This window comes from Streptosporangium sp. NPDC002524 (assembly GCF_040295985.1).
GTDB lineage: Bacteria > Actinomycetota > Actinomycetes > Streptosporangiales > Streptosporangiaceae > Streptosporangium.
This window is the reverse complement of the sequence record NZ_JBEOWK010000041.1, coordinates 37,314-62,329: the sequence shown is the minus strand read 5'-3', so window position 1 is coordinate 62,329 and position 25,016 is coordinate 37,314. Positions and strand designations below refer to the sequence as shown.

Below are 25,016 nucleotides of genomic sequence, written 5' to 3'. Positions count from 1 at the left end.
CCGGATCCACCCCCTCACCCGGCCGGACACCCCCCCCACCCCCCCGCACCCCTCCTCCCGCCCCTGCTTTTGGTCACCGGCGCGGGGGGCGGCCGCCTCCCGAGGCGGCCGCTCGACGCTCCCTCAGAGTCTCCGGCGCGCGATCTGCTCGATCGCGGCCATCAGGCCCTGGTCCTCGATCAGCGGCGGTCCGCCGTCGTCACCGCAGCAGGACGGCTTCGCATGAGCGGTCTCGGCTCGATGGCCCGCACGTCCGGGCAGGTCGAACGCCTCCTCCAGAAACGCGTAAGGATCCGTGCGGTTGTCATGCTTCTCCAGGAGCAGGAACAGGACGGTGTCCACTTCCGGGAAGGAGACGACCAGCCGCCAGCCGTCGGAAAGCCTGATCACGCAGAATCGCGGCCAGTTCCCCGGGCCGGACAGACGGTAGTGCGCCGCGGCGCAGCCCCGCCGCGCCACCTCTCCGTGCACCCGGACGAACGCCTCCCGCACCCGCCGGGGTGTTCCGGCGTCGCGGACGACGGCGTCGACCCCCTTGGCGACCAGGATGCCGAAGCGCTGGAGTTCCGCGGGGGGCTCACCCCGGCGTTTCCCCTTGCTCACGGACCGAGCAGTTTCTTGAGATCGTCCTCGCCGTACTCGACGAGGTCACCGGTCATCTGCGCGGCGTCCTGAGCCCTTTCGAGCAGGTCGCGATCCCTCAGCGCGTCGACGACCCGCGCCAGCCTGCGACGTCCGGGCTCCCCCTGCTCCGTCTCGCGGACGACGGCCAGGACCTCGGCCAGCGAGGTGGCGGAGATCCTGGTCACCTTCTCACCGGGCACGGCCCGCAGGACGCCGTGCGCCATCCACGAACGAACGGTGGGCACGCTCACCCCCAGCAACTCGGCCGCGCACGCCAGTTTCACCGCCGACGGGCGCGGCCCCTGGTCGTGCCGGAGCGACATCCGCCGGATCGTCGCCTGCAGTGCACGATCCGACGCGCGGCACCGGGCCAGGGAGAGGAGATCGGCGAGATCTTCCACGATCAGTCGAGCTTGCTCATCACGTTCGCCCACATCTTCCAGGGTAACCTTTCTTTCAAATATGGCGTTGTATTTGAAAGAAAAAACACAGAGTGGGCGGTCGCGGGCGCCCTAAACTGGGGGCGTGATCGAGGATATTCGGGTGGATCCCGCCGTCAGCGCGCTCAGGCCGGACTTCGGGGTGCTGGTGATGGGGGTGTACGGGCTGCGCAACGGGCCCACGGACGACAGGTCGCGGGCCTGGCTGGCGGAGGCGGCGGAGAAGGCCGTGGCCGTCGACGACCCGAGGGTCGAGGCGTGGCGGGAGGCCTACCGGGGGTTCGGGGCGAAGCCGCAGCGGACCAGGCCCTCGGTGGACGCGCTGGTCAGGCGGATGCCCCCGCCGGAGATCAACCAGGTGGTCGACGCCTACAACGCGATCAGCATCAGGCACGGCCTGCCGATCGGCGGCGAGGACCTGGCCCGCTACGAGGGGACGGCCAGGCTGGTGCGCGCGAGCGGCGACGAGCCGTTCGAGGTCGTCGAGAAGGGCGAGCCCGCGATCGACCACCCTGAGGCCGGAGAGGTCGTCTGGCGCGACGACAGGGGCGTCACCTGCCGCCGCTGGAACTGGCGGCAGTGCGTCCGCACCCGGATCACCGAGGAGACGACGGACGCGCTGTTCCTCCTGGAGCGGCTCGTACCCCTGTCCGCGGAGGAGCTGCGCGCCGCCGGGGACGAGCTGGCCGGGCTGCTCGAAGATGTCACCCCGGGGATACGAGTGGAGTCCCGGCTGGTCTGGCCGGGCTGATCGAATCCGCCGGATCGGGCTGACCAGCGCCTGAGCGGGTAAACAGTTACCCGGTGCCTGACCGTTTTAACCCGTACTGAGAGGATCGGCAAGGAAGCTGCGGTCAGACTGGCGCAGGTCCGAGCCGAGGCGAGTAGCCTTGGACAGGTTCTCTATCATCAACGCCGATCTGCGGAAGAGGGCGATTTCCGCCGTGTCGTCTGAGTCGTCGCGGACAAACCCGCTGGCAGCCTTTGGTCAGAACGAATGGCTTGTCGACGAGCTGTACCAGAAGTACCTCCAGGACCCCGAGTCGGTCGACCGGGCCTGGTGGAACTTCTTCGCTGACTACAGCCCTGATTCGGGGTCCGGCCGTGCCGCCGCACCCCAGGGGGCGGCTGCCGCCGCGCCCGCTCCACCGACACCCGCTGCGCCCTCGGCCCCCCCGGCTGCGGCTCAGGCCACCCCGGCCCCCGCGGCGACGACCCCGGCGCCGAAGGCGGCCGAGCCCGCCCCGGCGGCCCAACCCAAGCAGGAGACGCAGTTGCCCGCCGCCGCCGGTGCCGAGGAAGTCCGACTACGCGGCGCCGCCGCGAGGACAGCGGCCAACATGGAGGCCAGTCTCGTCGTGCCGACGGCGACCAGCGTGCGCGCGGTCCCGGCGAAGCTCCTCATCGACAACCGGATCGTGATCAACAACCACCTGTCGCGCGGTCGCGGCGGCAAGGTGTCGTTCACGCACCTCATCGGCTACGCGGTGATCAAGGCCCTCAAGGTCCTGCCGGAGATGAACTACTCCTACACCGAGGTCGACGGCAAGCCGGTGCTGGTCAAGCCCGAGCACGTCAACCTGGGCCTGGCCATCGACGTCGCCAAGAGCGACGGCACCCGCCAGCTCCTGGTCCCGTCGATCAAGGCGACCGAGGGGATGGACTTCCGCCAGTTCTGGGTCGCGTACGAGGAGGTCGTGCGCAAGGCCAGGGCTGGCAAGCTGGGGGTCGACGACTTCGGCGGCACGACGATCTCGCTGACCAACCCGGGCACCATCGGCACCGTCCACTCGGTGCCGCGCCTGATGCCGGGACAGGGCACGATCATCGGCGTCGGCGCGATGGAGTACCCCGCCGAGTACCAGGGGGCCTCCCCCGACACGCTCTCCCGCCTCGCGGTGAGCAAGGTGATGACTGTCACCAGCACCTACGACCACCGCATCATCCAGGGCGCCCAGTCGGGTGACTTCCTGCGGCAGGTCCACCGGCTGCTGCTCGGCGAGGACGGCTTCTACGACGAGATCTTCGAGGCTCTCCGGATCCCGTACGAGCCGATCCGCTGGGTCCAGGACATCTCGACCACCCACGACGACGACGTGGCGAAGTCGGCCCGGGTCATCGAGCTGATCCACGCCTTCCGGGTCCGCGGCCACCTCATGGCCGACACCGACCCGCTGGAGTACAAGCAGCGCAAGCACCCCGACCTCGACATCAAGTCGCACGGGCTCACCCTGTGGGACCTGGAGCGCGAGTTCGCCACCGGCGGCTTCGGCGGCCGGCCCCTGATGAAGCTGCGCGACATCCTCGGCGTGCTGCGCGACTCCTACTGCCGCACCATCGGCGTCGAGTACATGCACATGCAGAACCCCGAGGAGCGGGCCTGGATCCAGGCCCGCATCGAGCGGCCGCACGCCAAGCCCGACCGCGAGGAGCAGCTGCGCGTCCTGGAGCGGCTGAACACCGCCGAGGCGTTCGAGACGTTCCTGCAGACGAAGTTCGTCGGGCAGAAGCGCTTCTCGCTGGAGGGCGGCGAGTCGCTGATCCCGCTGCTCGACTCGGTGCTGAGCTCCGCGGCCGAGGAGCGGCTCGACGAGGCCGTGGTCGGCATGGCCCACCGCGGCCGCCTCAACGTGCTGGCCAACATCGTCGGCAAGTCGTACGGGCAGATATTCGGCGAGTTCGAGGGCAACATCGACCCGCGCAGCGCCCACGGCTCCGGCGACGTGAAGTACCACCTGGGCGCCAGCGGCGACTTCGTCTCGCCCGACGGCTCCAAGCTCAAGACCTCGGTCGTGGCCAACCCCTCCCACCTGGAGACGGTCGACCCGGTCCTGGAGGGCGTGGTCCGCGCCAAGCAGGACCTCCTGGAGCGCGGCGAGGAGGGCTTCACCGTCCTGCCGGTGCTCGTCCACGGCGACGCGGCCTTCGCGGGCCAGGGCGTGGTGGCCGAGACGCTCAACCTGTCGCAGCTGCGGGGCTACCGCACCGGCGGCACCGTGCACATCGTGGTCAACAACCAGGTCGGCTTCACCACCAGCCCGGCCAGCTCGCGCTCCAGCGTGTACGCCACCGACGTGGCCCGGATGATCCAGGCCCCGATCTTCCACGTCAACGGCGACGACCCCGAGGCCGTGGTCCGGGTCGGCAGGCTCGCGTTCGAGTACCGCCAGGCGTTCCGCAAGGACGTGGTGATCGACCTCATCTGCTACCGGCGCCGGGGGCACAACGAGGCCGACAACCCGGGCTTCACCCAGCCGCTGATGTACGACCTGATCGACGCCAAGCGCTCCACCCGCAAGCTCTACACCGAGGCGCTGATCGGCCGGGGCGACATCACGGTGGAGGAGGCCGAGGGCGCGCTCCGCGACTACCAGGCCAAGCTGGAGAACGCCTTCGCCGAGACCCGCGCGGCGGCCAAGGACCCGACGGGCGAGTTCGCCCGCCCGGTCGACATGGAGAACGTCCCCTGGTCGCACGAGGACGTCAAGACGGCCATCTCCGAGGAGACCGTCAAGCGGATCGTGGAGACCCAGCTCAACATGCCCGAGGGCTTCACCGTCCACCCGCGCCTGCTGCCGGTGCTGCAGCGCCGCGGGCAGATGGTCGCCGAGGACCACATCGACTGGGGCATGGGCGAGACCCTCGCCTTCGGGTCGCTGCTGATCGACGGCCACCCGGTCCGTCTCGTCGGCCAGGACTCGCGGCGCGGCACGTTCACCCAGCGGCACGCCGTGCTGGTCGACCGCGTCACGGGCGAGGAGCACACCCCGCTCAAGACGTTCAACCAGGGCACCACGAAGTTCTACGTCTACGACTCCCTGCTGAGCGAGTACGCCGCGCTCGGCTTCGAGTACGGCTACAGCGTGGAGCGGCCCGAGGCGCTGGTCGCCTGGGAGGCGCAGTTCGGCGACTTCGTCAACGGCGCCCAGTCGATCATCGACGAGTACCTCACCTCGGGCGAGCAGAAGTGGGGCCAGCGCTCCGGCGTCACCCTGCTGCTGCCGCACGGCTACGAGGGACAGGGGCCCGACCACTCCTCGGCCCGCATCGAGCGCTTCCTGCAGATGTGCGCCCAGGACAACATGACCGTGGCGCAGCCCACGGTCCCGGCCAACTACTTCCACCTGCTGCGCTGGCAGACGCTGTCGAACCGGCACCGCCCGCTGGTGGTGTTCACGCCCAAGTCGCTGCTGCGGCACAAGGCGGCGATCTCGGCGGTCAGCGACTTCACCTCGGGGTCGTTCCAGCCGGTGCTGGGCGACATCACGGCTCCCCCGGCCGGCGTCCGCAAGGTCGTGCTGGTCTCCGGCAAGCTCTACTACGACCTGGCGGCGGCCCGCGACAAGCAGGAGCGCAACGACGTGGCGATCGTCCGCCTGGAGCGCCTCTACCCGTTCCCCGGCGACCCGCTGGAGATCGAGCTGAGCCGCTACGCCGCCGACATCGAGCTGGTGTGGGCGCAGGACGAGCCGCTCAACATGGGTCCCTGGCCGTTCCTCGCGCTCAAGCTGGCCGAGAACCCGGGGGTCTTCGGCGGGCGTTCGATCAAGCGGGTCTCCCGCAAGGCCAACTCCTCCCCGGCGACCGGCTCGCACTCCACCCACGACGCGGAGCTGCAGCAGATGCTGGGCGAGATCTTCGGCTAGGCGACCACCGGCCCCGGCCGGCCCGCCGCAGGCGTCACCACGGAAGTCCCCCGCAGGAACCTCTGCGGGGGACTTCCCCGTTATCGAGAACGTCGCCGTGGGCGTTGTCGTCGCGAGCGTCGTCGTCGAGAACGTCATCGTCGTCGCGAGCGTCGTCATGAGATCGCGAGTACGAGACCACAGCGCCGTCAGCGCTCATCAGCGTCATCAGCGTCATCAGCGTCACCAAAGGAGAACGTGATGTACTTCACCGACCGGGGCATCGAGGAGCTCGTCGCGCGCCGGGGCGAGGAGGAGGTCACCGTCGTGTGGCTCGCCGAGCGGCTGCGCGAGTTCGTCGACCTCAACCCCGACTTCGAGACGCCGGTGGAACGGCTGGCCACCTGGCTGGCCCGGCTGGACGACGAGGACGACTGAGAAAAACGCGATATATCTTGACCTTTCGACTGACGCGACATATCGTGTTCAGTATAAGGAGGTCATACATATGCGGCAATGGACGATCGAGAAGCCAGAGCGCCTCACCTTCGACTCCGTCAGGAAGCTCAACGTGCGGATCGTGGCGGGGAAGCTGGCGGTGCTCGCCAGCGACGGCCCTCCCACGCTTGAGGTCACCGAGATCGACACCCCTCCGCTGCTCGTCACCCACGACGACGACGGCACGCTCACCGTCACCTACAAGGACCTCACCTGGGACGGCCTGCTGGGCTGGCTGCGCCCCGGCCGCCGCAGCGCCGTGCTCGCGCTGACCGTGCCGAAGGACTGCCCGGTCAACGTGGGGGTCGTCTCCGCGTCCGCGGTCGTCGCCGGGTTCGAGGACCGCACCTCGGTCAGGAGCGTCTCGGGGGAGATCGTGCTCGACGGGGTGAGCGGCGAGATCAACGCCGACACCGTCTCCGGCGCCGTGGAGAGCCGCGGCCTGGTCGGCGATCTGTCGTTCAAGAGCGTCTCCGGCGATCTCACCGTCGCCCAGGGCACGCCCCGGCGGCTGAGCGTCACCACCATCTCCGGCCGGATCACCGCCGATCTGGAACTCCCGCCGACCGGTCACGTCACGATGAACAGCGTCTCCGGCGACATCGTGCTCCGGCTCCCGCACGCGGTCGAGACCGACGTCAAGATCCGCTCCAACTCGGGCAGGCTCGACGCGGCCTTCCCCGAACTCGACCACTCCGTACAACCCGGTGCGAAGACACTGGGTGGCCGGATCGGCGGCGGCATGGCGTCACTGACGGCCAACACCGTCTCCGCCGACGTCACCCTCCTGAAGGGAGCCCACGCATGAGCCCGGTCTTCGGCCACGGAAGGCTCCGGCTCTATCTCCTGAAGCTGCTCGAGGAGAGCCCGCGCCACGGCTACGAGGTGATCCGGCTGCTCCAGGACCGCTTCCTCGGCGTCTACTCCCCGTCCCCCGGCACGATCTACCCGCGCCTGGCCCGCCTGGAGGAGGAGGGCCTGGTCACCCACGAGGTCGTGGACGGCAAGAAGGTCTTCACCATCAGCGACCGGGGCCGCGACGAGCTCAACGAGCGGCTCGACGAGCTCGCCGACCTGGAGCAGGAGATCTCCGACTCGGTCCGTGACATCGCCCGCGAGGTCAAGGAGGACGTGCGCGACACGGTCAAGTCGCTGCGCGAGGAGCTCACCCAGATGGCGCGCGACGTGCGCCAGGGCCCCGAGCAGGACTCGCGCAAGGCCTGGCGCGAGCAGAAGACGGAGTGGCAGCGCCACAAGCGCGAGTGGCAGCGCCAGACCGGCGAGTGGAAGGACGAGTGGAAGCGCATCTGGTCCGACGGCTTCACCGGCGAGGGGTCGCGCGACGGAGACGCCCAGCTCGGGCAGATGCTCGCCGAGTTCGTCGAGGAGGTCCGCAGGGACGCGGCGGCCGCGCGGGTCAGCGAGGAGACCCTGGCGACCGCCCAGGACGCCCTGTACGACGCGGCGCGCCGCATCCGCGACACGCTCCGGTGATCCTGGCGGCCCTCCGTACGACGCCCGCCGGGCTCATCCCGGCAGGGTGAAGACGACCTTTCCGAAGAGCTCGCCCTCGTGCATCGCCGCGAAGCCCTCGCGGGCCTCGGTCAGCGGGAGGGAACGGTCGATCAGCGGGCGAGTGCCGGTCTGCTCCAGGAAGCGGGCCAGCCTGCCCAGCTGGTCGCGGGTGCCCATGGTGGAACCGATCACCGACAGCTGCAGGAAGAAGACGCGGTTCAGGTCGGCCGGTGGGACGGCGCCGCTGGTCGCACCGGAGATCACGACCCGGCCGCCGGGGCGCAGCGCCTTCAGCGAGTGTCCCCAGGTGGCCTGGCCGACGGTCTCCATCACCGCGTCGACCCGCTCGGGCAGCCGGGCACCGCTCTCGAACACCTGGTCGGCGCCCAGCTCCAGGGCCCGCGCCCGCTTCTCCTCCGAACGGCTGGTCGCCCAGACCCGGTATCCCCCGGCCCGGCCCAGCAGGATCAGCGCGGTGGCCACGCCGCCGCCCGCCCCCTGGACCAGCACGGTCGAGCCCGGCTCGAGCCCGGCCTTGTCGAACAACATGCGGTAGGCGGTCAGCCAGGCCGTCGGCAGGCAGGCGGCCTCCTCGAAGCTGAGGGCGGCGGGCTTGGGGACGAGGTTGCGCCGGGGCACGACGACCCGCTCGGCGAGGGTGCCGTCGTGTTTCTCCGAGAGCAGCGAGCGCTTCGGGTCGAGCGTCTCGTCGGCACCGCTGCCGATCACCGAGTGCACGATGACCTCGTTCCCGTCCTCGTCGAGCCCGGCGGCGTCGGTGCCGAGCACCATCGGGAGCTGCTCCTGGCGGAGGCCCATCCCCCGCAGGCTGAACAGGTCGTGGTGGTTGAGCGAGGCGGCCCTCACCGTGACGGTGGTCCACCCGTCGGGAACCTCGGGTTCCGGGCGCTCACCGAGCGTGAGACCGGCGAGGGGGTTGTCGGGATCGATCCGCGTGGCGGTTACAGCGAACATGGCCGCACCCTACGCCGTCCGCACGGCGCCCACCGCCTACGGGGCCGTCCCGCACGTCCCTCGCGTGGCGAACGTGGCTGTCTCTCACGCACTCCGCGTGGTGTACGGGGCCCGTCCCCCGCACACCCCCGCGTCGCGAACGTGGCTGTCTCTCACGCACTCCGCGTGGCGACGGCCGTAACGGGGGCCATCCCTCGCCCCTCCGCATGGCGGGCATGGCCGTCCCTCGCGCGTCCGGACGGTCGCCGTGAAAACAGCCCGCACCCGCCGCCCGCCGTCCGCGTGGCGGCCGCGACGCACGGGCGGCCGTTACGTCGTCCGTCTGACGGTTATGCCCGCCATGGTCCGCTCGACGTGTCCCCGTTCTCCCGAGGCCGCGACGTACACGCCGTCCTGGCACGTCTCCGCGGAGAAGCGGCGCCGCTGTTCGATGACGGAGAGTTCGATCGACGTGACGTCGCAGCCCGGCACCGGAGCCAGCACCAGCAGCGTCTCCCTGGCCCCGCCGAACCACAGCTGCGGACCCAGCGGCTCGCCGTCGAGGATCTCCCCCTGCGTGGCCAGCCGCACCGGGGAGGTGGCGTCGAGCACGAGGTAACCGGCCTTGGTCACCCTGCCGCGCAGGTTGCGCGCCCAGAGCATGCGCTGCTCGAAGGGCATGCCGTCCTTGAGGTCGCGCAGCGCCACGAACCACGGGTCGAACGCGAACAGCAGCACCTCGCCCTCGGCGGGGCTCATCGGATGCCAGAGGGTGACCCGCTTGGCCAGCTGCCTGATCATCGGCTGGCCCCGGGAGACCCCCGCCGGTCCGCCCGACGGCACGGTCAGCTGACGGTACGGGCCGGTGTCGCCGTCGAGCCGGCCCGACATCGCGGGACGGACCCCCAGCTTGGCCAGGCCCACCTCCGCCGGGTAGCTCACCTCCGCCGCCGAGCCGTCGGGGAAGACCACGTCGAGGATCTCCCTGCCGCCCTTCTGGCGGGGCCTCGGGTGGAGCACGTTCGGGGCGTCCTGCGCGACGACCCCCGCCCGCGTGGGCACCGGCGGCGGGAACGACGGCGAGACCGCGTCCGGCTCCTCCCTGCCCAGCAGGTTCCACGCCACGAGCGCGACCAGCGCGGCGACGCCGATCCAGCGCCACGGCCCCTGACGGGACCTCTTCTCGATGATGTCGTGCTGACCACCGGCCACGTCTTCGGCCGCCTCTTGCAGAAGGTACGGTTCTCGGCCCCATCTTCGGGGTCCGGCGGTCTCGGCGCCCGCGTCAGTACCGTCACGAATCAGAATCGATGCCCTGGGGAGGGGACACGTCACACCGCCGCGCCCGTGACGTGAGGCCGGTGCCCGCGTCCCGAGGCCCGACGTTCACACCCTGAGGACAGGTGCCCGGGACGCGGTGCCCGATGCGCGATGCCCAGGGCGCGGGTCCGCGCGCCGGTGCCTCGCGGTGTTCCGGTGCCCGTGTTCCGCGGGTCGCGTCGCGGGATCCGTGGTGCGACATCCGTTTTCCGGGACCGGTGTGCCAACATTCACCTCATTCTTCCAATAACCCGTGACGACCTCACGAAAAATGACCATGGAACACCGCGTCACAGCGCTGGGAGCGTCATCGCACCAGACATTCCAAAGGTGGCCGAGTTGCTCGAGAAACCCTCGGCAATCGCTGTTACCGGTGATGACGGCGATGCTGCTGCGATCGCAGCACAACCACGATGAGCTGCGGAAATGCTTATTCGTTAAGCTATAACAAATTGCTATTTAAATAACAAGACAGCATCGGATGGAACCGTCTCAGACTTTTTCCCGTCAATTCCTGCCCGCCGCTCGATCCAGTCAGTAACGTTCCGATCGTTTTCCCGGCGAGGAGAAGTCCCGTCTCCGCGCTGAGAACGAAAGGAGCTTCATGAATTCCCGAGCACGGCGCCTCACGATCCCCCTCACCGGCGTTCTCATGATCGCCGGAGTGATCGGCGCCACCACCGGTGCCAACGCCGGTACGGCCCCCAAGGACGTGGTCAGTTCCCAGGCCTCGGAGACGGCCAACCAGGCCACCTCCTTCTGGTCGCCCGAGCGGATGCGCAAGGCCACGGACGCCACCGGCGACCTCGACCTGAGCGTCAAGGGCGGCAAGGCCTCCAAGGCGGCGGGCCCCGACGGCCCCGGCGGGTCGGTCCCGCCGATCGGCGCGGAGGGTGCCAAGTCCTCCAAGAGCAAGCAGGTGAACCTGCCCAACACCGTCGGGCGCGTCTTCTTCACCCTGCCCGGCGCCAACCCCGCGGACCCGAAGAGCTGGAAGTACTGCTCCGGCAGTTCGGTCCAGGGCAAGTACCGCAACGTGGTCGCCACCTCCGCGCACTGCGTCTACGACGTGAAGACCAACCAGTTCTACGACAACTGGATCTTCATCCCGTCCTACTGGGACGGGAACCAGGCGTGGGACGGCAAGAACCCCTACGGCATCTACGCGGCCAAGTGGTTCAACGCGCACGACGACTTCGTCGTGAAGGAGGACTACGACTACGACTACGCCTTCGTCAACGTCCACTCCGGGTTCAAGGTGAACTGGGAGAAGGACAAGGACAACAAGTGGAAGCCGGTCATCAAGACTGTCGGCCGTCTCGGCGACAACGTCGGCGGCCAGGGCTTCGCCTGGAACCAGAAGGTCAAGAACGCCGTCTTCTCCTTCGGCTACCCGGCCGGCCTGCACCCCGACGGCGACAAGCCCTACTCCGGCCGCACGATGAAGTGGTGCTACGGCACGACCGGCGCCATGCCGGCCGCGCCGAAGTACAACGTCCAGGAGCACCTCGGCTTCAAGTGCGCCTTCACCGCGGGCGCGAGCGGCGGCCCCTGGATCTACAAGTACAAGAGCTCCAGCCGGACCGGCTACCTGGTCGGCGTCAACAGCATCGCCTGGGACACCGACAAGAACGACAGGTACGACAAGATCTCCTCGCCCTATTTCAACAGCGACACCTACAAGGTCTACAAGGCCGCGGCCAACCGCTGGACCAGCTGACCCGCGCGACCGGCCGACCGTAAGGCCATTCGGCCGGCCGGAGTGAACGAGCAGGGCCCGGTCCCAGGACCGGGCCCTTTCTCGAAGAAGGCAGCGGCCACGACCCCGACCGCCCCCGAAGACGCGACGGCCGCGACCCAGTCGCTCCCGGAAAACGCGACGGTCACGAACCCAGCCGCTCCCGGGAAGCGTGACGGTCACGAACCCGACCGCTCCCGGAAGGCGCGACGGTCACGAACCCGACCACCCCCGGAAAACGTGACGGTCACGAACCCGACCGCTCCCCGGAAGACGCGACAGCTATGCGCTAACTACGAACCCGGCCGCCGGATCGGTCCGGGGAACGTCCCGACAGACGGTCCGGGAAGGGTCTCCACCCCGTCGGGGGTGTTCCACTCGACTCCCGGCCTCCGGAGGTCGCCTCCCAGGGCGAAGACCCCGCCGGTGGCGGCCCGCAGCGCGCAGGGGCTGCCGTAGGTGCGTTCGAACCGGATGAAACGGCTGTTCCAGATCCCGCTGGCGGTCACCGTGACCGGGTCGTACTGCAGCGTGCACGCCACACCCGTCCTCGGCTTGAGCCTGGCGGGGTCGCCCCGTACCTCGGTCAGCGCCTCGCAGGCACGGACCGCGTCGGGGTGGGTGCCGCCGGGCCGGTCGCACAGCAGCAGGGCGTGGTCCGCCACGGGCAGGGGCTTGTCCCCCCGCGCGAGGCTCAGCACGAGCGCCCTGGCGTTGCGCGGGGGCCTGGCGTTGGGGAACGGTTCGACCGGCTGGGGCATGACGTGGGCGAGCCCGCCCGGATGGAGCGGGAGCGGCCTCGTCACCTGCGGTCCCGAGTCGCCGGAACGGGGGTACGGCCTCGTCTCCTGCCACCCGGGGACGGGATCGCGAGGTGGCGTCACGGACGCCACGGCCGTACCTGAAAGACCTGAGAGCTGAAAGAGGCCGACAACGGCCAGGCAGAGAAGACGCCGCATGAGATCCCCCGATGACGTGTGACACGGATGCCGGCTCAGCCTGCCCCCGGTCGCTCGCGCGGGACAACGAGAAGCCTCGGTGTTTCCCCAGTTCATACGGTCACATGACCCGTACGGGACTTCTCGATCAAGTTCAGGTAGATCAGACGGTGCCCGAAGGTTCTCGGTTCCGCCGGTTCGATAACAAAAATATAACGGTCCGACCGCTTGCCCGATTTATAGCTTTTTAACCCATCTTTGCCGAGTACGGTCACCTCTTGTCTCTTTACGCATGCGTGAGTTGCGTCCCGAGTGACTCATGACAAAGAAGGAGCTCCATTGAACTCCCGAGCCAAGCGCCTCGTCCTCCCCCTCGGTGGCGCTCTCGCCGCCGCCACGATGATCGGCGCCTCCCTCCCCGCCACCGCCCAGGCCAGCACGGCCGACCCCGACGTCAAGTCGTCGGCGCTCACCCCGTCCGGTAACGCGAAGGCCATCGCGGGCTACTGGACCGCCTCGAAGCTGAAGTCGGCGACGACCTACCTCGCCGACTCAACCGTCTCCGCCAAGCTGAACAAGACCGGCGCCGCCAGGGCCGCCGCCGACGGCAAGCCCGGCGTCGTCGCCCCGACCGGTGAAGAGGGCAAGACCGCCGGCAAGTCGCGGAACGTGAACCTCCCGATCACCGTCGGCAAGGTGTTCTTCGTCGACGACCAGGGCCGGGAGCGCTGGTGCTCCGGCACCTCCGTGCAGTCGAAGTACCACAACCTGGTCGCCACCGCCGGCCACTGTGTCTACGACACCGACACGAACAAGCCCTTCAGCAACTTCGTGTTCATCCCCGGCTACTACCAGGGCAAGGCTCCCTGGGGTATCTACGTCGGCGCCAAGGTCAACACCCACGACGACTTCACGGTCTACGAGGACTACGACTACGACTACGCCTTCGTCAACGTCTACAACGGCATCAAGCAGACCGGCGTCAAGGAAGTGAACACCTCCACGTACGCGGCGACCAAGGGCCACAAGTACACCGAGGACAAGGAGATCTCCAAGGCCGAGTACGAGCTGGGGATCCAGAAGTACGGCGAGAAGGGGCCCTACTGGAAGAAGACGCTCGACCCCAAGGTCGAGACCGTCGCCAAGCCCGCCGACGCCCAGCAGCACATCGAGGAGTACGTCAAGGACGGCCGCAACGGCGTCAAGCTGACCGCGGTCGAGGTCGACGAGGGCGTCTACAAGGCCGCCCCCGACAACCTGGAGAACAACTCCAAGTTCACCCGCTTCAGCGACGACAAGGGCAAGGTCGCGATCAGCCAGGAGGAGTACAAGCAGCTCCTCGAGGAAAAGGGCGACGGCAAGTTCCTCGGCAAGCTGGAGGCTCCCAAGGACGCCAACGGCAACGAGATCGCCTGGTTCAAGACGCGGTACTTCATCAAGAAGTGGGTGAAGACCAGCGTCAAGGAGGTCTACTACTACACCCGGTTCTACGTGGTGCTCCTCTCCGACGCCGGCCGCCTGGGCGACAACGTCGGCGGCCAGGGCTTCAGCTGGAACCAGAAGCTGGGCAAGAAGGTCTTCACCTTCGGCTACCCGACCTCGGCCCACCTCGACGGCGACAAGCCGTACTCCGGCCACACCCAGAAGTGGTGCTACGGCACGACCGCCGCCGCGCCCGTCGTGTCGGCCTACAAGGCCGAGGAGCACCAGGCGATCAAGTGCGCCTTCACCCCGGGTGCCAGTGGCGGTCCCTTCCTGCTGCAGTACAAGAACAGCAAGCGGACCGGCTACCTCAACGGTGTCGTGAGCCTGACGGTCGACAGCGACGGCAACAAGCGCTACGACCGCGTCACCACCCCGTACTTCAACGGTGACACATACGGCATCTACAAGCACGCCGCCAACCTCTGGACCGGGAAGCTTCCCGCCTAGACACGGGCTTCGTGAACGTGGAAGGGCCCGGTACGCACCGGGCCCTTTCCGGCCTTCACGGGGTGCTTATACACCTCCGGCCACACTGATCAGATAACAGAGTATGAGCGGATCGGTCCAACGAACTGCCCAAAACTAAGTTGATCTGGAAAAATCATCCCTTGCGTCCCAGGTAGCTCCCCGAACGTCACGATCCTCCGAAAGGAACCCCCATGTCCTCCCGCGCTCGGCGGATCACGGCCACACTGGGCGGGCTGGTCGCCGCCTGTGTGACCCTGACGTCCGCGTTCGCCGGGAGCGCCGCGGCCACTCCTATGGACGGGGTGCCCAACGGGATCACCTCGATCACCCTGACCAGGAGCAGCGCCGACATGCGGCGGATCGCGGAGTACTGGAGCCCGGCGAGGCTCAAGCAGGCGATGGACAACGTGCCCGCCTCGCCCGGGATGAAGAACGACGGCTCTCCCGCCTCGGCATCGCCCACCTCGGCGGCCACCCCGGGGAGCGCGACGGCCGGCACCGCCACGGCCGCCGCGGCGTCCGCCACAGGAGAGTCCGCCGCGACAGCCATGGCCGTGGAGACCGATGCGGCCACCGGCAAGAAGAATTCCGCACCGGTCGTCAAGCCGACCCTGCCGAAGAAGCGGGCAGCGATCTCCGGCAACTCACCGGTGACCGTGGGCAAGGTGTTCTTCCGGATCGGCGCCAAGGACTACTGGTGCTCCGCCTCCTCCGTGGCGTCGTCCAACCGCAACCTGGTCGCCACGGCCGGGCACTGCGCCTACGACGCCAAGACGGGCAGCCAGGCCGAATACTGGATCTTCATCCCCGGCTACGACAAGGGCAACACCCCGTACGGCATCTACATCGGCCACTCGCTCAACCTGCACGAGGACTTCGTCGGCAGGGGCGACTACGACTACGACTACGCGTTCGTCACCGTGCACGACGGCTTCAGGTGGAAGCCCGGCAAGACGTCGGGCAGCTACGAGATGGAGAGCGTCGGAAGCCTGGAGGACAACGTCGGCGGGCAGGGCCTCGCGACCAACCGCGGCGCCGGCCTGTCCGCCCTCGCCTTCGGCTACCCCGCCGCCCCGCACCCCGACGGCAGCAGGCCCTACAACGGCCAGCAGCTGAAGTCGTGCCGCGGGCTCACCATCAAGGTGAAGGCCCCCACCCGCCTGGTCGAGCAGGGGGTCGCCCTGGCCTGCCCGTTCACCAACGGCGCGAGCGGCGGCCCCTGGCTAATCTTCTACGACAACAAGAACTCCGTCGGCTATCTCAACGGCGTCAACAGCTTCGCCTGGGACGTCAACACCGACCGCAAGTACGACAGGATCTCCTCCCCGTACTTCATCGCGTCGACCTACGCCGTCTATCACTGGGCCGCGACCCAGCAGGCACCCCGATCATAACGCTGCCTTAAGAGATCCTTAAGGGACCCTTATATGGGGTTTGCTCCCACGATCCCTGCATAGGTTCGTAGCTTGTCGTCCCGCAGTTCCCGGATGCCCGGGAACGTTGCAGCGCAAGGAGCTCCTGTTTTGAAGCACTCTCTTCTCCCCCTCGGTGGCGCCGCAGCCGCCACCGCCCTGCTGGCCACCACCCTGGCCGGCACCGCCCAGGCCGCCCCCGACTGGGCGACCGACCCGATGGCCAGGAACAACGCCTCGGCGGTCTCGGTCGTCGACTTCTGGGCGGCCTCCAACTTCGCCGCCCTCAAGAAGGCGACGGTCTACAACCCCGACCCCGGCGCGCCGAAGATGAAGGTCGGCGGCGGCTTCTCCCCCGACGGCAGGCCCGGCACCGTCGGCCCGACCGGCTCGGAGAAGCCCACCCCGTCACTCGCCAAGAACGTCAACCTGCCCAAGACCATCGGCAAGGTGTTCTTCGTCGTCAACGGCGAGTACCGCTGGTGCTCGGCCACCTCGATCCAGGGCAAGTACCGCAACGTGGTCGCGACGGCCGGTCACTGCGTCTACGACCCGGGCAGCAACAGCGACACCCTCGACAAGTGGGTCTTTGTCCCCGGCTACTACCAGGGCAAGGCCCCGTGGGGCATCTACGTCGGCAAGTCGGCGTGGACGCACTACGACTTCGCCAACTACGAGGACTACGACAAGGACTACGCCTTCGTCACGGTCTACAACGGCGTCGCCTTCAACGGGGTCAAGCAGGTCACCAAGGGCGAGTACAACGGGTTCACCGGGCCCAAGTGGTCACGTGGCTCGCACTACTACATCGTGCTCTCCAAGGACGTCGGCCGTCTCGGCGACAACGTCGGCGGCCAGGGCTTCACCTGGAACCAGAAGACCGGCAAGACCGTCTACGTCTTCGGCTACCCCCAGGCCCCGCACCCCGACGGCGACAAGCCCTACAGCGGCGTGACGCCCAAGTACGTGTATGGCAAGACCTCGGGCAAGGAGTACGTCTCGGCCGCCGAGAAGGTCGAGGAGCACGTCGGCCTCAAGGGCGCCTTCACCCCGGGCGCCGACGGCGGTCCCTGGATCGCGCAGTACAGCAGCGCCAAGCGTCTCGGCTACGTCAACGGCGTCACCAGCCTGTTCGGCGACCAGGACCAGAACGACCGCTACGACCTCATCACCTCGCCGTACTTCGACGGCGAGACCGCCGACATCTACCGCAAGGCCGCCAACGTGTGGTCCGGCAGGATCGTCGGCCCGAACGGCGAGCTCTACAAGTAGTCAGCACCTCGTAGGGCGGGGGACTCCTCGGTTTCCCCCGGCTTCGTAACCATCGGCGGGACCCGGCGCGCGGCGCCGGGTCCCGCACCCGTTTCGCGGGTCGTTCTGCCGCCCGCTTCCGAGGCGGGAAGGCGGGTTCCCGGGGCCGGGAAAGCGAGTCAGGGAGCGATGGAGAAGGCCCTCGCGGTCGCGGACGGGCGCGTTAGACGTGCCCACCGCGGAATCGGTGCCATCAAGTTGATGTGATCTGCATCACACAAGGGTTGTAGCCCACCGTAATTGACCAAACACGCCACATCGGTCACTTCCACCACAAGCTTTCGCCTATCTGCGGAAACAGCCCGAGGCCACCCCAGCCACAACATCAGCATCAAGAGTCTTCAAACATCACGAAACGGTCTCGGCCTACCAAGCCTGCTTCTTCCCCCTTGAACCGGCTTCCGGTGTTCAAGATCGGAGCTGTATGTTTCTGGCATTCCCTTTACTGACGCATGGGACGCAAGAAGCGTTCCACATCAGACCAAGGAGCTCCCCTTGAAGCGCATCCTCCTCCCCGCCGGTGGCGCCGTTCTGGCCACCGGTCTGCTGGCCGCTGGTCTGGCCGGTACCGCTAACGCTGTTCCGGACTGGGACTACGACACCCTGGCCAAGGACGCTCCGGCCGCGGTTGACGTCGCCGAGTTCTGGACCAAGGCCAACGGTCACACCAACAACCTCGCCAAGGCGACCGCGTACACCGACGAGACCATCGCGGCCTCGAAGCTGAACGCGGCCGGCGGCTACACCCCCGACGGCAAGCCGGGCGTTGTGGCCCCGATCGGCGAAGAGAAGAAGACCGCCGCGAAGGTCAAGAACATCAACCTGCCCAAGACCATCGGCAAGGTGTTCTTCGTTGACTCTGAGGGCGACCTGAAGTGGTGCTCGGCCACTTCGATCCAGTCGAAGTACCGCAACCTGGTCGCCACGGCCGGTCACTGCGTCTACGACGACAAGAAGAACGCCAGCGTCATGGACAACTGGGTCTTCGTCCCCGGCTACTACCAGGGCAAGGCTCCGTGGGGCGTGTACGTCGGTAAGACGGCCTACACCCACTACGACTACAGCGTGTACAACGACCGCGACCGCGACTACGCGTTCGTGACCGTGTACAACGGCATCCACGTTGGTGCGGGCAAGACCACCCAGGTGCTCAAGTCCGAGTACACCAAGTTCACGGGCAAGAAGTACATCGTCGAGAAGACGATCACCAAGGACGAGTACGACGCCGGCGTCGTCAAGTACGGCGTCAACGGCCCGTACCAGTCCAAGGCGATCGACCCCGAGGTTGCCACCGTCGCCAAGCCGGCTGACGCCACCACCCTCGAGGTCGTCGAGAAGTACATCAAGGGCGAGGGCCCGACCAAGGGCGTCAAGCTGATCGGCGCCGAGGTCACCAAGGCCGAGTACGACGCTGCGTCGAAGGTTGCCGACCAGTTCGGCAACGGCGCTCAGTTCACCCGTCTCAGCGCGCCGGTCGCCATCAGCCAGGAGGAGTACAAGAAGCTCCTCTCGGACAAGGGCGACGGCAAGTTCGACGGTGTGCTCGCCGAGGTCGTGGACCCCAATGACAAGAAGACCGTCATTGGCTGGACCAAGCAGCAGTTCTTCGTGAAGAAGTGGGTCAGCATCACGATCCCGACCAAGTACTGGGTCGAGACCTACTTCATCGTCGAGGGCTTCGTCAAGGACGCCGGTCGCCTGGGCGACAACGTCGGCGGCCAGGGCTTCACCTGGAACCAGAAGCCCGAGCAGACGGTGTTCGTGTTCGGCTACCCCGCCGCGCCGCACCCCGACGGCAACAAGGCCTACACCGGCGTTACGCCGAAGTGGACCTCCGGCAAGACCTCCGGCAAGGTGTACGTCTCGGCCGCGGAGAAGGTTGAGGAGCACATCGGCCTCAAGAGCTCCTTCACCCCCGGCGCCGACGGTGGCCCCTGGCTCGCCAAGTACAGCAACGCCAAGCGTCTCGGCTACGTCAACGGTGTCACCAGCCTGTTCGGCGACCAGGACAAGAACGGCCGCTTCGACATCATCACCTCGCCGTACTTCGACGGTGAGACCGCGGCCATCTACACCAAGGCCGCCGCGGTGTGGTCCGGCTCGATCGTCAAGTAGTAGTAGCTCCCTGACGATCACCCGAGCCTGAGCGTCCAAACCTCAGACTCACCCAGCTTCACAGCACCACCGCTCCACCAGTTTCACCCGAAGGGGCCCGGCAACAGCCGGGCCCCTTCGGCCATCCACCCACCGGTGATCGCGAAAAGCCCCGATCGGTCCACCGGATACGTCGAAGGGCCCGGCATCCCTGCCGGGCCCTTCGACGTATCGGCGATGTCACCCGCCGGAGCACTCGGTGACACCGCTTGCGGGAACCAGCCCCGAAGATCAGATCAGGAGAACGGGGCCGGAGACCGAATCCGAAGATCGGACGTGGAGATCCCGTACGCGTTCCCCTACGGCGTTCTCTCTCAACCATCGACGTGGCCATCCCGCTTCGACGCCGCCAGGTCGCATTCTCAGATGGGATCAGATCTCTCCCACCGGGTTTCACCGTCCCCACGGCCGACACCCGGCAGCGGAAGGATCAAGCTCCCGCGCGGGACGAAAGAGCGCAACGGGAGGGTCGCTCATACCGATTTCAGGGGTTGTGCCGCACGCCCTCAGGCTCGCCCACGCCTTGGATCCCGAATCGACGGGTCTTTAGACGCGTCCACTACGGAATCGGTGCCATCAAGTTGATGTGATCTGCATCACATATGACCGGTAACCGAGCGTGTTGGCCCACTCACGCCACATCGGTCACTTTCATAACAACCCTACGCCTATCTGCGTAAACATGTGGCTCGCTCATCATCCTTCACAACAGCTTCAGGCGTGCGCAAACATCACAGAATGGCATCGGCGCGATCAAGGCCGTCTTTGATCCCCAAACCGGCTTCCGGTGTTCAAGATCGGAGCTGTATGTTTCTGGCATTCCCTTTACTGACGCATGGGACGCAAGAAGCGTTCCACATCAGACCAAGGAGCTCCCCTTGAAGCGCATCCTCCTCCCCGCCGGTGGCGCCGTTCTGGCCACCGGTCTGCTGGCCGCTGGTCTGGCCGGTACCGCTAACGCTGTTCCGGACTGGGACTACGACACCCTGGCCAAGGACGCTCCGGCCGCGGTTGACGTCGCCGAGTTCTGGACCAAGGCCAACGGTCACACCAACAACCTCGCCAAGGCGACCGCGTACACCGACGAGACCATCGCGGCCTCGAAGCTGAACGCGGCCGGCGGCTACACCCCCGACGGCAAGCCGGGCGTTGTGGCCCCGATCGGCGAAGAGAAGAAGACCGCCGCGAAGGTCAAGAACATCAACCTGCCCAAGACCATCGGCAAGGTGTTCTTCGTTGACTCTGAGGGCGACCTGAAGTGGTGCTCGGCCACTTCGATCCAGTCGAAGTACCGCAACCTGGTCGCCACGGCCGGTCACTGCGTCTCCGACGACAAGAAGAACGCCAGCGTCATGGACAACTGGGTCTTCGTCCCCGGCTACTACCAGGGCAAGGCTCCGTGGGGCGTGTACGTCGGTAAGACGGCCTACACCCACTACGACTACAGCGTGTACAACGACCGCGACCGCGACTACGCGTTCGTGACCGTGTACAACGGCATCCACGTTGGTGCGGGCAAGACCACCCAGGTGCTCAAGTCCGAGTACACCAAGTTCACGGGCAAGAAGTACATCGTCGAGAAGACGATCACCAAGGACGAGTACGACGCCGGCGTCGTCAAGTACGGCGTCAACGGCCCGTACCAGTCCAAGGCGATCGACCCCGAGGTTGCCACCGTCGCCAAGCCGGCTGACGCCACCACCCTCGAGGTCGTCGAGAAGTACATCAAGGGCGAGGGCCCGACCAAGGGCGTCAAGCTGATCGGCGCCGAGGTCACCAAGGCCGAGTACGACGCTGCGTCGAAGGTTGCCGACCAGTTCGGCAACGGCGCTCAGTTCACCCGTCTCAGCGCGCCGGTCGCCATCAGCCAGGAGGAGTACAAGAAGCTCCTCTCGGACAAGGGCGACGGCAAGTTCGACGGTGTGCTCGCCGAGGTCGTGGACCCCAATGACAAGAAGACCGTCATTGGCTGGACCAAGCAGCAGTTCTTCGTGAAGAAGTGGGTCAGCATCACGATCCCGACCAAGTACTGGGTCGAGACCTACTTCATCGTCGAGGGCTTCGTCAAGGACGCCGGTCGCCTGGGCGACAACGTCGGCGGCCAGGGCTTCACCTGGAACCAGAAGCCCGAGCAGACGGTGTTCGTGTTCGGCTACCCCGCCGCGCCGCACCCCGACGGCAACAAGGCCTACACCGGCGTTACGCCGAAGTGGACCTACGGCAAGACCTCCGGCAAGGTGTACGTCTCGGCCGCGGAGAAGGTTGAGGAGCACTTCGGCCTCAAGAGCTCCTTCACCCCCGGCGCCGACGGTGGCCCCTGGCTCGCCAAGTACAGCAACGCCAAGCGTCTCGGCTACGTCAACGGTGTCACCAGCCTGTTCGGCGACCAGGACAAGAACGGCCGCTTCGACATCATCACCTCGCCGTACTTCGACGGTGAGACCGCGGCCATCTACACCAAGGCCGCCGCGGTGTGGTCCGGCTCGATCGTCAAGTAGTAGTAGCTCCCTGACGATCACCCGAGCCTGAGCGTCCAAACCTCAGACTCACCCAGCTTCACAGCACCACCGCTCCACCAGTTTCACCCGAAGGGGCCCGGCAACAGCCGGGCCCCTTCGGCCATTCCATGGAAGGTCACCAAAGAGCTGCTCAGGCCGGGTTGAGCTCCCCCACCCGTTCGTTCAGCTCCATCACCGGGCGCTCGGCCGCGTGGGGATCCAGCCGACGTCGCAGGTCGGCGACGTACGAGCGGGTCCTGGCCGACTCCAGGCCCTTCGCCAGTTCCAGCGCCTCCACCGCGACGGAGCAGGCCTCCTCCAGCTCCCCCGAGGCGAGCAGCCCGGCCGAGAGCAGCGACAGGTTGAACATGCGCCCGCGCACGTAGCGCCCGTCCATCTCCAGCGAGCGCCTGGCGTGCCGTACCGTCCCCGGACCGTCGCCCAGGTCGCGGAAGCAGTGCGCGAACTTCGCCGACAGGTAGGCCTCGTCGAAGTAGGAGATCCAGTCGGGCTCGTGGCCGGCCCGGCGCCGGTCGAAGGAGAGCTCGGCCTCGTGCAGAGAGCTCGCGCACGCCGCGCGGTCGTCCAGTGCCGCGTGCGCGTGGGCTTCCAGCACGTGCGTCTCGGCCAGCAGGGCGAAGACCCCGGCCCGGCGCGCGGAGAGCTGGGCTGCCCTGGCCAGGTCGAGCGCGTGGGCGGGTTGTCCTATATATATGGCCTGGTGGCTCATCCCGGCGAGGATCTCGCCGCCGAGCCCGTGGTCGCCCGCCCCGCGCGCCAGGCGCAGCGCCTGGATCAGATAGCGCTGGGCCAGGCCGTGCTGCTCCAGGTCGTAGGCCATCCACCCGGCCAGCCGGGTCAGCTCGGCGGCGGCCGACGCCAGCGCCTTACCGGTGTTCTCGGCGTACGAGCCGTCGGCGAGCAGCGGCCCGACCGCTGTGTCCAGATATTTCACGACAGCGGGACGGACCCTCCCACCACCGAACCTGTTGTCCAGCTCACCGAAGGACCGGGTGACCTCCCGGATCGCCGCGATGTCGTCCATGCCGACGCGCCGGGGGCCCCGCCCCTCGGGGCGGCCCTCCAGCGGCAGGGTCAGCCAGCGCACCGCTCCGGCGGACCCGGCCCCGATCGCGAAGGTGGAGTCGAGCAAGAATCTTCGTCTCTCCACGTCCCCGCGCCACAGTGCTGTCACGGTCGTGATTCCCTCCTGCCACGTGTGGTTGAACTCCTGCCCGAGGTCGAGAGGCGTCAGGACGGCCGGCAGGCCGAGATCCTCGGGACTCACGGCCCTGCCGAGCCGGAGCGCGAAGATCTCGGCGAGCAGCCCGGTGACCGGGTCTCTCGGCCGCTGCCCCGCGATCCAGCGCAGCACGGAACTGTGGTCGTATCTCAGACCGGACAGGCCGCGAGCCGCGCCGAGATCGTTGAGCCGGCGGGCCAGCCCCTTGTGGGTGAAGCCCGCCTCGGCGATGAGTCTCTGGAGTAGTCGGTTGGGCTCGCGTTCCATAGCTCCCCTCACCGCGAGAACCATCGGCGTGCCGGCAGCGCGCCCGATCCGGTCGTGCGCGCACCGCTGCCTGATGCACACCTTACGCACATAGGTAACTGAGAGCTCTTTTTATAGCACGATCCGTGACGAATATCGGGGTTTCCGGAAAGCGCGGACGCCCCTCGCCGGTCGGCGAGAGGCGTCCGTGGTCACATGCCTGGTGGGCGGAGCGAGCGCGGGGGAACACGACCACCAGCCGTACAGAGACGGCCGTACGGCGGAGGTACCGGCGTACGGCCGGAGGGGGCGGGCTAGAGGCGGGCGACCCCGTCGGCGCGGGCCTGCGCGGAGACGGCGGCGACGACCGCGGGGGCGACGCGCTCGTCGAACGGGCTGGGGATCACGCAGTCGGCCGAGAGGTCCTCGTCCCCGACCACCGCGGCCAGCGCCTCGGCCGCGGCGACCTTCATGTTCTCGGTGATCGTGGTGGCGCGGACGTCGAGCGCGCCGCGGAAGACGCCGGGGAAGGCGAGCACGTTGTTGATCTGGTTGGGGAAGTCGGAACGGCCGGTCGCGACCACGTGCGCGTACTTGCGCGCGATGTCCGGCCGCACCTCGGGCGTCGGGTTGGACAGCGCGAAGACGATCGAGCCTGCGGCCATCGACGCGATGGCCTGCTCGGAGACCGTCGAGCCCGAGAGCCCGACGAACACGTCGGCCCCCGCCAGCGCCTGCTCGGTGGAACCGCGCAGGCCCGCCCTGTTGCTGTCGCGCGCCAGGGCCTCCTTCACCGGGTTGAGCCCGTCGCGGCCCTCGTAGATGAGGCCCTTGGAGTCGGCCACCGCGATGTCGCCGATGCCCGCGTTGAGCAGGATCCGGCTGACCGCGATCCCGGAGGCACCGGCGCCGGCGACCACGACGCGCAGGTCTCCCAGCGAGCGGCCGGTCAGCCGCGCGGCGTTCTTCAGCGCGGCCAGCGTGACGATCGCGGTGCCGTGCTGGTCGTCGTGGAAGACGGGGATGTCGAGGAGCTCGCGGAGGCGCGCCTCGATCTCGAAGCAGCGGGGCGCGCTGATGTCCTCGAGGTTGATCCCCCCGAAGGAGGGGGCGAGCCGGACGACCGTCTCGACCAGCGCGTCCACGTCGGTGCAGTCGAGACAGACGGGCACCGCGTCGACGTTGGCGAACTGCTTGAACAGCAGGGCCTTGCCCTCCATGACCGGCATGGCGGCGGCGGGCCCGATGTCTCCGAGACCGAGCACGGCGGTGCCGTCGGAGACGACGGCGACCACGTTGGAGATCCAGGTGTAGTCCTTGGCCAGCTCGGGCTCCTCGGCGATCGCGCTGCAGACCCTGGCCACTCCCGGCGTGTAGGCGAGCGCCAGGTCGTCGGCGTCGCGGACCGGGACGGTGGAGCGGACCTCCAGCTTGCCCCCGCGGTGCAGGGCGAAGGCCGGGTCAAGATCGAGGGCTTCGAGAGCTTCGAGGGAAATGGAGGATGGCGTGACAGCCACAGCGACCCCTGTAGTTCAGTCAGACAGACG

General features: G+C 67.7%; 20 protein-coding genes. 11 read left to right on the top strand and 9 right to left on the bottom strand.

Annotation, left to right across the window (positions count from 1 at the left end):
* Positions 1–123 precede the first annotated feature (123 nt).
* The gene (locus tag ABT053_RS40655) at positions 124–603 is read right to left on the bottom strand and encodes a hypothetical protein (RefSeq protein ID WP_350976933.1); all 480 of its coding nucleotides are present in this window, start codon (positions 601–603) and stop codon (positions 124–126) included.
* Positions 600–1,058: a helix-turn-helix domain-containing protein gene (locus ABT053_RS40650; RefSeq protein ID WP_350976932.1), complete on the bottom strand. Its 459-nt coding sequence runs from the start codon at positions 1,056–1,058 to the stop codon at positions 600–602. The genes ABT053_RS40655 and ABT053_RS40650 overlap by 4 nt, the downstream gene beginning before the upstream one ends.
* A gap of 91 nt (positions 1,059–1,149) precedes the next feature.
* Here ABT053_RS40650 and ABT053_RS40645 point away from each other — a divergent pair, with 91 nt between their 5' ends.
* Positions 1,150–1,815, top strand: a complete 666-nt coding sequence (locus ABT053_RS40645; protein ID WP_350976930.1) for a B3/B4 domain-containing protein — start codon at positions 1,150–1,152, stop codon at positions 1,813–1,815.
* A 193-nt stretch (positions 1,816–2,008) separates the two neighbouring features.
* Complete coding sequence (locus ABT053_RS40640) at positions 2,009–5,710, top strand: multifunctional oxoglutarate decarboxylase/oxoglutarate dehydrogenase thiamine pyrophosphate-binding subunit/dihydrolipoyllysine-residue succinyltransferase subunit (protein ID WP_350976928.1); 3,702 nt, start codon at positions 2,009–2,011, stop codon at positions 5,708–5,710.
* A 34-nt stretch (positions 5,711–5,744) separates the two neighbouring features.
* Here the strand turns inward: ABT053_RS40640 and ABT053_RS40635 are convergent, their stop codons facing one another.
* Positions 5,745–5,936, bottom strand: coding sequence for a hypothetical protein (locus ABT053_RS40635; RefSeq protein WP_350976926.1), 192 nt, complete (start codon positions 5,934–5,936; stop codon positions 5,745–5,747).
* A gap of 14 nt (positions 5,937–5,950) precedes the next feature.
* On the opposite strand from ABT053_RS40635, the gene ABT053_RS40630 reads away from it, so the two are divergent.
* The 3 genes from ABT053_RS40630 (at position 5,951) to ABT053_RS40620 (ending at position 7,681) form a co-directional block, all read left to right on the top strand.
* Entirely contained in the window at positions 5,951–6,127 is a 177-nt protein-coding gene (locus ABT053_RS40630) for a DUF6104 family protein (protein WP_329094229.1), read from the top strand.
* Positions 6,128–6,197: 70 nt separating this feature from the next.
* On the top strand, positions 6,198–6,995 hold the full coding sequence (locus ABT053_RS40625; RefSeq protein ID WP_350976924.1) for a DUF4097 family beta strand repeat-containing protein: 798 nt from the start codon (positions 6,198–6,200) through the stop codon (positions 6,993–6,995).
* A complete protein-coding gene (locus ABT053_RS40620; protein WP_350976923.1) occupies positions 6,992–7,681 on the top strand; it encodes a PadR family transcriptional regulator in 690 nt (229 codons plus the stop codon). Before ABT053_RS40625 ends, ABT053_RS40620 begins: the two co-directional genes overlap by 4 nt.
* 33 nt (positions 7,682–7,714) lie before the next feature.
* On the opposite strand, the gene ABT053_RS40615 is transcribed toward ABT053_RS40620, so the two are convergent.
* A complete protein-coding gene (locus ABT053_RS40615) occupies positions 7,715–8,677 on the bottom strand; it encodes a zinc-binding dehydrogenase (RefSeq protein ID WP_350976920.1) in 963 nt (320 codons plus the stop codon).
* 309 nt (positions 8,678–8,986) lie between these two features.
* Positions 8,987–9,868, bottom strand: coding sequence for a hypothetical protein (locus ABT053_RS40610; RefSeq protein ID WP_350976918.1), 882 nt, complete (start codon positions 9,866–9,868; stop codon positions 8,987–8,989).
* Positions 9,869–10,580: 712 nt separating this feature from the next.
* Between ABT053_RS40610 and ABT053_RS40605 the strand changes: the two genes are divergently transcribed.
* Complete coding sequence (locus ABT053_RS40605; RefSeq protein ID WP_350976917.1) at positions 10,581–11,696, top strand: trypsin-like serine peptidase; 1,116 nt, start codon at positions 10,581–10,583, stop codon at positions 11,694–11,696.
* A 311-nt stretch (positions 11,697–12,007) separates the two neighbouring features.
* Here the strand turns inward: ABT053_RS40605 and ABT053_RS40600 are convergent, their stop codons facing one another.
* Complete coding sequence (locus tag ABT053_RS40600) at positions 12,008–12,520, bottom strand: SSI family serine proteinase inhibitor (protein WP_350976914.1); 513 nt, start codon at positions 12,518–12,520, stop codon at positions 12,008–12,010.
* 245 nt (positions 12,521–12,765) lie between these two features.
* The gene (locus ABT053_RS40595; RefSeq protein ID WP_350976912.1) at positions 12,766–12,927 is read right to left on the bottom strand and encodes a hypothetical protein; all 162 of its coding nucleotides are present in this window, start codon (positions 12,925–12,927) and stop codon (positions 12,766–12,768) included.
* A 64-nt stretch (positions 12,928–12,991) separates the two neighbouring features.
* On the opposite strand from ABT053_RS40595, the gene ABT053_RS40590 reads away from it, so the two are divergent.
* From ABT053_RS40590 to ABT053_RS40570, 5 genes are all read left to right on the top strand, one after another.
* A complete protein-coding gene (locus ABT053_RS40590; RefSeq protein WP_350976910.1) occupies positions 12,992–14,584 on the top strand; it encodes a trypsin-like serine peptidase in 1,593 nt (530 codons plus the stop codon).
* Between the two features lie 212 nt (positions 14,585–14,796).
* Complete coding sequence (locus ABT053_RS40585; RefSeq protein ID WP_350976907.1) at positions 14,797–15,999, top strand: trypsin-like serine peptidase; 1,203 nt, start codon at positions 14,797–14,799, stop codon at positions 15,997–15,999.
* 129 nt (positions 16,000–16,128) lie between these two features.
* Positions 16,129–17,289: a trypsin-like serine peptidase gene (locus ABT053_RS40580; protein WP_350976905.1), complete on the top strand. Its 1,161-nt coding sequence runs from the start codon at positions 16,129–16,131 to the stop codon at positions 17,287–17,289.
* Between the two features lie 534 nt (positions 17,290–17,823).
* A complete protein-coding gene (locus ABT053_RS40575) occupies positions 17,824–19,443 on the top strand; it encodes a trypsin-like serine peptidase (RefSeq protein WP_350976904.1) in 1,620 nt (539 codons plus the stop codon).
* Between the two features lie 917 nt (positions 19,444–20,360).
* Positions 20,361–21,980, top strand: a complete 1,620-nt coding sequence (locus tag ABT053_RS40570; RefSeq protein WP_350976902.1) for a trypsin-like serine peptidase — start codon at positions 20,361–20,363, stop codon at positions 21,978–21,980.
* Between the two features lie 151 nt (positions 21,981–22,131).
* Here ABT053_RS40570 and ABT053_RS40565 read toward each other — a convergent pair whose 3' ends face one another.
* Positions 22,132–23,490 carry an NsdA family TPR-like regulatory protein gene (locus ABT053_RS40565; protein ID WP_350976900.1) on the bottom strand — a complete coding sequence of 453 codons (1,359 nt, stop codon included), beginning with the start codon at positions 23,488–23,490 and terminating at the stop codon, positions 22,132–22,134.
* A gap of 293 nt (positions 23,491–23,783) precedes the next feature.
* Entirely contained in the window at positions 23,784–24,986 is a 1,203-nt protein-coding gene (locus ABT053_RS40560) for an NAD(P)-dependent malic enzyme (protein ID WP_350976899.1), read from the bottom strand.
* Between the last annotated feature and the right edge of the window lie 30 nt (positions 24,987–25,016).

Excerpts from the sequence above, each read along its gene's own strand:
- ABT053_RS40630 (WP_329094229.1), top strand. The coding sequence starts at position 5,951 with ATGTACTTCACCGACCGGGGCATCGAGGAGCTCGTCGCGCGCCGGGGC.
- ABT053_RS40625 (WP_350976924.1), top strand. The coding sequence starts at position 6,198 with ATGCGGCAATGGACGATCGAGAAGCCAGAGCGCCTCACCTTCGACTCC.
- ABT053_RS40620 (WP_350976923.1), top strand. The coding sequence starts at position 6,992 with ATGAGCCCGGTCTTCGGCCACGGAAGGCTCCGGCTCTATCTCCTGAAG.
- ABT053_RS40615 (WP_350976920.1), bottom strand. The coding sequence starts at position 8,677 with ATGTTCGCTGTAACCGCCACGCGGATCGATCCCGACAACCCCCTCGCC.
- ABT053_RS40605 (WP_350976917.1), top strand. The coding sequence starts at position 10,581 with ATGAATTCCCGAGCACGGCGCCTCACGATCCCCCTCACCGGCGTTCTC.
- ABT053_RS40585 (WP_350976907.1), top strand. The coding sequence starts at position 14,797 with ATGTCCTCCCGCGCTCGGCGGATCACGGCCACACTGGGCGGGCTGGTC.
- ABT053_RS40565 (WP_350976900.1), bottom strand. The coding sequence starts at position 23,490 with ATGGAACGCGAGCCCAACCGACTACTCCAGAGACTCATCGCCGAGGCG.